The organism is Chryseobacterium echinoideorum, assembly GCF_007474535.1.
Lineage (GTDB): Bacteria > Bacteroidota > Bacteroidia > Flavobacteriales > Weeksellaceae > Chryseobacterium > Chryseobacterium echinoideorum.
Genome location: NZ_VKNW01000021.1, coordinates 1 through 8408, shown reverse-complemented (window position 1 = coordinate 8408; position 8408 = coordinate 1). Strand labels below are relative to the sequence as shown.

5 protein-coding genes are annotated in these 8408 nt (G+C 34.9%); 4 read left to right on the top strand and 1 reads right to left on the bottom strand.

Translation table 11 applies throughout. The annotated features are described in order from the left end of the window. The 4 genes from FOL89_RS17315 to FOL89_RS17300 all read left to right on the top strand — a co-directional run. Positions 1-243: T9SS type A sorting domain-containing protein (locus FOL89_RS17315; RefSeq protein WP_144284003.1), on the top strand; the 243-nt coding region annotated here is incomplete at its 5' end. Positions 244-319: 76 nt separating this feature from the next. After that, the gene (locus tag FOL89_RS17310) at positions 320-4111 is read left to right on the top strand and encodes a DUF5977 domain-containing protein (RefSeq protein WP_185147007.1); all 3792 of its coding nucleotides are present in this window, start codon (positions 320-322) and stop codon (positions 4109-4111) included. Positions 4112-4116: 5 nt separating this feature from the next. Then, positions 4117-7479, top strand: a complete 3363-nt coding sequence (locus FOL89_RS17305; RefSeq protein ID WP_144284001.1) for a DUF6443 domain-containing protein — start codon at positions 4117-4119, stop codon at positions 7477-7479. Between the two features lie 2 nt (positions 7480-7481). Beyond that, positions 7482-7913 (top strand): hypothetical protein, encoded by a 432-nt coding sequence (locus FOL89_RS17300; RefSeq protein ID WP_144284000.1) that lies wholly within the window; start codon positions 7482-7484, stop codon positions 7911-7913. 106 nt (positions 7914-8019) lie between these two features. On the opposite strand, the gene FOL89_RS17295 is transcribed toward FOL89_RS17300, so the two are convergent. Next, positions 8020-8289, bottom strand: a complete 270-nt coding sequence (locus FOL89_RS17295; protein WP_144283999.1) for an XRE family transcriptional regulator — start codon at positions 8287-8289, stop codon at positions 8020-8022. Positions 8290-8408 lie beyond the last annotated feature (119 nt).

The window sequence follows — 8408 nt, the reverse complement described above, 5'->3', positions numbered from 1 at the left end:
AATCCGGTGAGTGATTACTGTTATGTAGAGATTGGAATGGAATCCGGAAGCTGGAAGCCGGGTGATGGGAAGTCAGAGGCTGAGATCATTATTTACGACATGGGCGGAAGACAGCTGCAAAGCCTGAAAACAAAAAACAAAATCACCAAGATTAATACGCAGAATCTCATTCAGGGAGCCTATCTGGTGGTGGTGAAAACCAATGATAATAAAACCGCGAATGCGAAAATCGTTAAAAAATAAATACAAAAATCATATGAAAAATTATATTATCATTTTTATTTTTTTTTCATTATTTTATAATGGACAATTACTAAATATGCCAAAAGACATCAAATCACCTGATGCGAGTTTGTTAGCAAAATACGTTGAAACACCACCAATATCTGCGTACGGTCAAGCTGCCATATCTTTACCATTATTAGAGGATAATGTGGAAGGAATTCCAATGAATTTAAATTTAAATTATGACACTTCAGGTCTTAGAATTAATAATCCTGGAGGTGTTGTTGGTCAGAATTGGAGTTTATCCTCAGGAGGAGTAATAACAAGAACCATAAAGGACATTGCTGATGAAAGTAAATATGAAATTACTGAGCAAACAAGCAACGAACAGTTCTCCTATATTGGATATGTAAATGTAGGCTTTCTTTTTAATGGACAAAAAATGAATTTCCCTATATGGAATAATCAAAAACTCCAATCCTTAGCAGAAGATCAGCTACTAAATAGTAATTTGCAGTATCGCATTATTGATTCTGAACCAGATGAATTTACTTTTAATTTTCTTGGAAAAAGCGGCAAATTTTATATGGGACACGATGGACAGTGGAAAGTTTCTTCAAATGATAATATTTCTATTGAAATAAATTCAACAGATTTAATTAAGCCTCACTTTTTTTTTAATTTTGGTAATCATTATGTACAGCAAGCTATTGGAAAAATAACATTGAGAGATGATCAAGGGAATGAATATATTTTTGGATCAGATAATAATTCAATAGAATATTCATGTTCCTTCTATGCCCAATATGATAATGATGTTTTTCCTTCATCTTGGTACTTAAAAGAAGTAAGAAATAGAAATGGGAAAACAATTTTAAATTTCGAATATGAAAGAGGGAAACCTATTATACATCTTGATGGAGTAGGTCAGTCAAGTTCAGCATTTGTTAATATTCCATCACAATCTGGCAGTGGAGCTACAGGAACATTTACCCTTTCTGATACAGGAATCAATTTTGCTGGTGGAGGTTCATTAATCTCTCCTGTTTACCTTAAACAGATTAATTATAATAACAATACAACCCAGATATATTTTAATTATTCTAAGAATGAATCTTTGTACTATTTTACAGAGCCAATGCTTAGCTATTTTTATATTAATCATTCGCCAGACGGATATTATTATTGGAACAATAGATTCGGACTGTTTTTTTCAAACTTTTATCAGAATTTGCCTATTGGAATTATAGGTCAATCTTGGAGTGACTTAGAAAAATTTACTGAAAGAAAAAAGCTAGATAAAATAAAGATAGTTAAAACTGTAACTTCATTTAATATTGGAATTGACGGACAGTTTGCAGGAATTAATAATGCTCCAACACATAAAGAATTTTTATTTAATTACGTAAATAATCCTGTACAAAGATTGTTTCTTAATTCCATTTCAATGAACGCAAACGACACTAATGGAATACAAGACCAAACTCTTGCATATAAGTTTCAATATAATACAAATGGTACACAAAATCATAATGGTACTGATTTATCAACTCTCAACAACTTCCAATTGACGCAAACATTTCTTCCTAATCTTTTATGGCGAGGGATAGATTCCTATGGATATTATAATTCTTATACAAATTATAACAGATTTGAATACGGAGAAATTAGTAATAGAGAAACTAAAGATAATGACTTGGTGTATATCGGAATGCTTAACACTATATTTTATCCCACAGGAGGTTTTGATAAATTAATTTATGAACGTAATACATTTGGTCGCAACCAGGAATACAGTAGTAATCAAATTATCCTTATGCCGGCAACTGGTATTACAGGAGGAACAAGAATAAAGAGTATCACAAAGGTCCCTGATTTCAATAAATTGAACTATACCAAAAAAACATATTTATACCAAAACAGTTTTACAGATCAATCTTCAAGTGGTTTTTTGGAATTTAAGCCTGTGATGAATTATTCAGGCTTTAATGCAAAAGTACTACACTGTTCGAATGGTTCGATTAATTTTTCCAATTGTTCCGTACAAATTTTCAGTAAAAGTATCAACCCGCTTATTCCAGTATCTAACAGTACTGGAGGACATATTTTATATGATAATGTTATTGAAGTTGATGAGGCAGTTGAAAACGGAAACTTAGTAAACAAAGGCTATATCCAAAATAAATATACAAGTCACAATGATTTTATAGATAAATCATATACGACTACTCTTAATCAAGCACAATCCATGTTTGATCCCAAAAATTCAAAAGCATACAAAAGAGGTCTATTAAAGGAAAGAACATTTTTTAATAGTTCAAAAAATATTTTAAGAAAAGAAGAATATTACTATAGAACAGATAATGTTGATAATATGTTTGCACGCGCAGCAACAATTAATACGAAATCATTTGCCTTTACAGGACCGTATTATACTCAAGCTGTAGGTGTTGCTTGGGCAACAGGATATGATCACTATATTGGGGACTATGATTTGATCGAAAAAACAACAACGGATTATCTAAATGGACAAACGGTTGTACAATCTGAGAAATATTACAATAAAGATTATCCTTCAAGCTTTTTAAATGGTAATGCTATTTATTCTGGAAGCAGGAGAAATGTTAAAAATGAAGTCATTTCGGCAGATGGACAAATTGTAAAAAACAAGTTCGATTACGAGTTTAACTGTACAAATGGTGACTGTACTAATAGACCTTTTGGATTAATTTCTTCAACCAGAAAGTTTAAAAATAATAAACTAATTGATAAAGAAAAATTAAGTTACAGACTTTTAAATAGTAATATTAATTCGTATGCGATCGACTACTACGAAAAATATGACATTAAAGATACTTTAGCAGTGGCTCAAAAAATAAACTTTACACAATATGATCCATACGGTAATCTTATTGAATTAAAAGAGAATGATGATAAGTATACATCTTATATTTATGATGAAAGAGGGCAATTTCTAAGATCAAAGGTAGTTGGATTACAACAAAATGATTTTGCCCAATCAGTCGCTAACATTCGTAAATCACCTGCTTTCGATAGTCAGTCTGCTCAGACTTTTATGCAAAATCCTAATAGTTATATGGAAAGCTTCAATAATGAGCTAATACTTTCTTTTGCGACCTTTAAGGCAGCTCATCCCCAAGCTTTAATTTCGACTTATACACAAGACGTTAAGGGCAATTTGTATTCTGAATCAGCTCCTAATGGAATAAATACTTATTATCAATATGATAAACTAGACCGCCTTGCCAAGGTAAAAGATAAAGATGGAAAAATTCTCAAAGAATATAAATATAATTATACTACCAATAACTCTGGAAATTATCCCTTTTTATTTGAAGAAATAACTAATGAAGAACGTAAATTCCTGTATTTGAGAAACAATTGCACTAATGGTCAAATAGGAGATATATACTTATATACTGTTCCTGCCGGAACATATAAATCTTTAATTAGTGCAAATGATTTGGGAACTAAAGTTTGGAACGACGTCAATCAAAACGGTCAAAATCATGCTAACTTATATGGCAATTGTATTTCACCTTCCAGTTACGGCTTTACAGGCTTATCAACCATTCAGTTGCATACTTCAAACCTAAGCCTAAATGGAAACACAGTATCAGGATATTTAGTTTTTACTGTTCTTCCAACTTATAACCGTCAAGAAGGGAGTTATATTGCTTATATACCTACTAATCTAGCTCCAACTTCTGACAGGAATTTTTCATATCATGAAACAAGCAATGGAGTTGACAGATATTGGTCATTTTTAGTTAAATCAAATGGATACGTATTTGCAACAGTCAATGGAGCCGATTTTGAAGGCTCTGCAATTTTAATCAATTCTTTCCAATACGACAAAAACTAACAAATATGAAAAAAATATTAATCTCGGTCGGCGCGCTATTTTTTGCAGGCTTTTCCCAAGCTCAGCTGACCAATACCGAAAACTATGTATACTCGAAGACCTATCTCTCCGACCCTACGCTTTCCAATCCTAAAACCACTGAAACCGTTCAGTACTTTGACGGTCTCGGAAGACCAAAACAGGTGGTGAATATAAAAGCATCACCACTGGGAAGGGATGTTGTTACGCATATCGAATATGATGGTTTTGGAAGACAGGTGAGGGACTATCTTCCTGTTCCGCAAACTTTCACAGCCAACGGCAGCATTTTTACTGCGCCGTTGGATTACGCTTCCAACCCCGCGATTTACGGCTCGGAGAAAATCTATGCCGAAAAGATTTTGGAAAATTCTCCTTTAGACCGTCTGCTTCAGCAGAAACAGGTGGGAAATGCATGGAACAATAAGCCTGTCGGGTTTGAATATGATGCCAACAGCACCACCGATGCCGTTAAAAAATACACCGTCACCACCACCTGGGAAAACGGAGCCACAAAATCCGGGCTCACCCAAGCGACAAATTATGCACAGGCTCAGTTGTACAAAAACACGGTGACCGATGAAGATGGCAACAAAACCATAGAGTTCAAAAACGGGGAGGGACAGGTTTTGTTGGTGCGGAAAATGCTTGACGCCACCCAAAGTGCAGATACTTATTACGTTTATAATGAATACAATCAGTTGGCGTTTGTTATCCCGCCTTTGGCTTCAGCTGCAACACCTGACGACACCACACTCAATAATCTTTGCTACCAATACCGCTACGATGGCAGAAATCGGCTGGTGGAAAAAAAGCTTCCCGGAAAAGGCTGGGAATATATGGTGTATGATAAAGCAGACCGATTGATCATGACGCAGGATGCTAATATGAGACCGGATAAAAGATGGTTATTTACAAAATACGATAAATTTAGCAGACCTATTTATACTGGAATTACAGCCGACCCCAATGGGCGATCAATCATTCAGGGCTATGTTGATTTTAACTTTCCTAACAATAACGAAGCAAGCGGCTCTTTCACTCAAAACGGATTAACAGTAGGATATAGCAATTCAAGTGCCTTTCCTACTTACATTTATCAGTTGCTGTCGGTAAACTACTACGACACTTATCCTCAAGGAAGTCCCACTATTCCAGCACAGGTTTTGGGTCAGACCGTTTTGCCACAGGATGCCCAGAATTCCAATATCAGCACCAAATCTCTTCCAACCGCTTCGTATGTCAAAAATATTGAAGATGATAACTGGACGAAGAACTACACGTGGTATGATACCAAAGGAAGAGTTATCGGAACCCACTCCATCAATCATCTCGGAGGATACACCAAAACAGAAGCTGAGCTTGATTTTGCAGGGGTAACCAAACAAACCATTACCCGGCACAAAAGGCTAGATTCCGATACCGAAAAAGTGATTACCGAAAACTTTACATATGATCATCAGAACAGGCTGTTAGCTCATACGCATAAGATTGACAATAATCCTGTTGAATATCTCGCTCAAAACGAATACAACGAGCTTTCGCAACTCAAAACCAAAAAAGTCGGCGGAACGGCTTCTGTGCCACTTCAAACGGTTGATTACACCTACAACATCCGCGGGTGGATGACTGGGACTAATGATCCTGAGAATCTAAACGGAAAACTCTTTGGATACAAAATCAAATATACCGATCCGGTAAATGCTGCTCCAAAATTCAACGGAAATATTGCTGAAATTGATTGGGTGAAAAACCATGCAAGTTCGCCGAATATAAGAAGATACAGCTATGAATACGATCGCCTCAACAGATTGCAACATGCTGGTTTTTCGGAACCTTTTACCTACAATCTCTCTGCAGATCTGTATAATGAATGGGCAAGTTATGATGTCAACGGCAATATTACATCACTTGCACGAAATGCACCTTCCCATTATGGAAACTCTCTGGAGATGATAGACGAATTGTCTTACGAGTACAACGGAAACAGGCTCATTACCATAAATGACGGAACAACAAACCCTTCCGGGTATGAAGGCGGCGGAAAAGAAATAGAGTATGACAGCAACGGCAACATGATCACTATGCCCGATAAAATGATGGATCTTATCAGCTACAATTACCTGAACCTCCCTATACAGATCGACATCAACGACAATCACAAAAAAATCAATTATTTTTACCGTGCAGATGGCACAAAACTGAGGAAAAACTATCTGGCAACAGGAGATAATGGCGAAATGTATGCATCATCCACAGAATATCTTGATGGGTTTCATTACGCAACATCCAATGGAGATGAGCTTTGGGGGATGTTTCAGGATGCAGGCGGCAATGCTTATGAAATGGAAGCTTTTACGGAATTTCTTAATGAGATCAATTATCAAAACGAGCTAAAATTTGTACCGACCGCAGAAGGATTTTACGATTTCGAAAATAATGAGTATATTTATCAGTATAAAGATCATTTGGGAAATGTGAGAATGAGCTATAAAAAAGATGGGAACGAGCTATTGGTAACCGACAGCAACGATTACTATCCTTTCGGGATGAGTTTTATCAGAAACGCCGAAGAAAACGCTTACTTTGGAACCGGAAGTTATAAAAATTACAAGTACAACGGAAAGGAACTGCAGGAGACCGGAATGTATGACTACGGAGCACGTTTTTACATGCCGGATATAGGAAGATGGGGTGTGGTGGATCCGTTGGCGGAAACTTCCAGACGTTGGTCGCCTTATACCTATGCTTACAATAATCCTTTGAGATTTATTGATCCTGATGGAAGAGAGAATGAAGATGTGATTGTCGAAGATGAAAACTCCGAACAATGTTGCGGTCCTTTTTTTGGTGGTTTAATGAGGTTTATGCCTTTACTTGAAGGCGGATCGAATATAAAACCAAGTCCTGTTATAGAAGTTGCTACGAAGACGAGCGAAGCAACCGGAAAAACATCGGAGACATTATCTAAAACCTCTGAAGGTGCTCAAAAATCAAATGAAAGGGTTAAATATGAAAATGAGGTTCAGAGAGCTAACGATAAAATGGAGGGAATAAGCAGAGCACAAGAAAATTTAAAAAGAAATGCTCCTAAAGGATCAAAGCAAAATGCAATACAATCGGTTAAAAAATCTCAACAAAATCTTAAAAATGCATTGAGAAGAATTGATCTTAATAATTTAGATGATTTAGACGTTAAAATATTGCTTGAACCAAAGGTTAAAAAAGACAATATTAATACACAAAAACCCATTTCTCCAAATTCTAAGACAGAAGAAGAAGTAAGGAAAAATAAGAGAAGCCAACAAGAGAAGCAAAATATAATTGATTATTATAATTTATCTGCATAAATATGATTAACGAATTACAACAGAGTAAAGATTTGATTGATAATGATCAATACGAATTAGCCATTGATATTTTAAATAATTTAAATGAATTATCCCCAAAAGATGAGCGTTATAGATTATTGCTACTTTCATATTCTTCATATAGAGTTGAAAAGTATGAATTAGCAATTCATTTTGCTGATATATTATTACAAAAGAATAGCAATAATGAATATGCATCGCAAATAAAATACCTATCATTTTATGAATTAAAAGATTATGATAATGCTTTAAATGAAATCATCGGTTTTTTATCTAATAATGAAGCTAATCTTTATAAAGTAACATTAGAAGAATTATTAATTGACATACAAGATGGGCTTATTAATGAAGATGATAAAGTTTACAGGATAAAAGAACTTGCATTACAAAATAATATAAATACAACGACATAAAGTAATGACTTTGGGTAGATAAGAAAAACTCTCCCGCTGCGCAAAGTCTGTGACTTTGAGCGGATAAATAAAGAGAACCCAACGCAATTGCGATGGGTTTCTTTATTTATAGAGCAGCAATATTTTTCTGTAGATAGTCTTTAAAACGTTTTTTAGAAACGAAAGTTTCAATAAGTTTTAGGAGGATGTTTTTTTCTTCGGTGTCGAGTTCGTTAATGAGTTTTAGTTGCTCCAGAACTGCGGTATCTTCCATAGAAACTTCGTTGGGAACATTGTTTTTTTCATTGAAGAAAATAATATCATCAACAGAAATCCCGAAATGTTTAGCGACAAAAACCAATTTATCAACAGGGATATCCTGTTGGTTGTTTTCCATTTTAGAATATCCCTGCTGCACAAAGCCTGTGACTCCTATGTTTGTAAAGTAATAAATTTACAAAAAAAGCAAAAGGGATGAGAGAACATTTGGGGCTCAATAATCTAAAAGATATATTC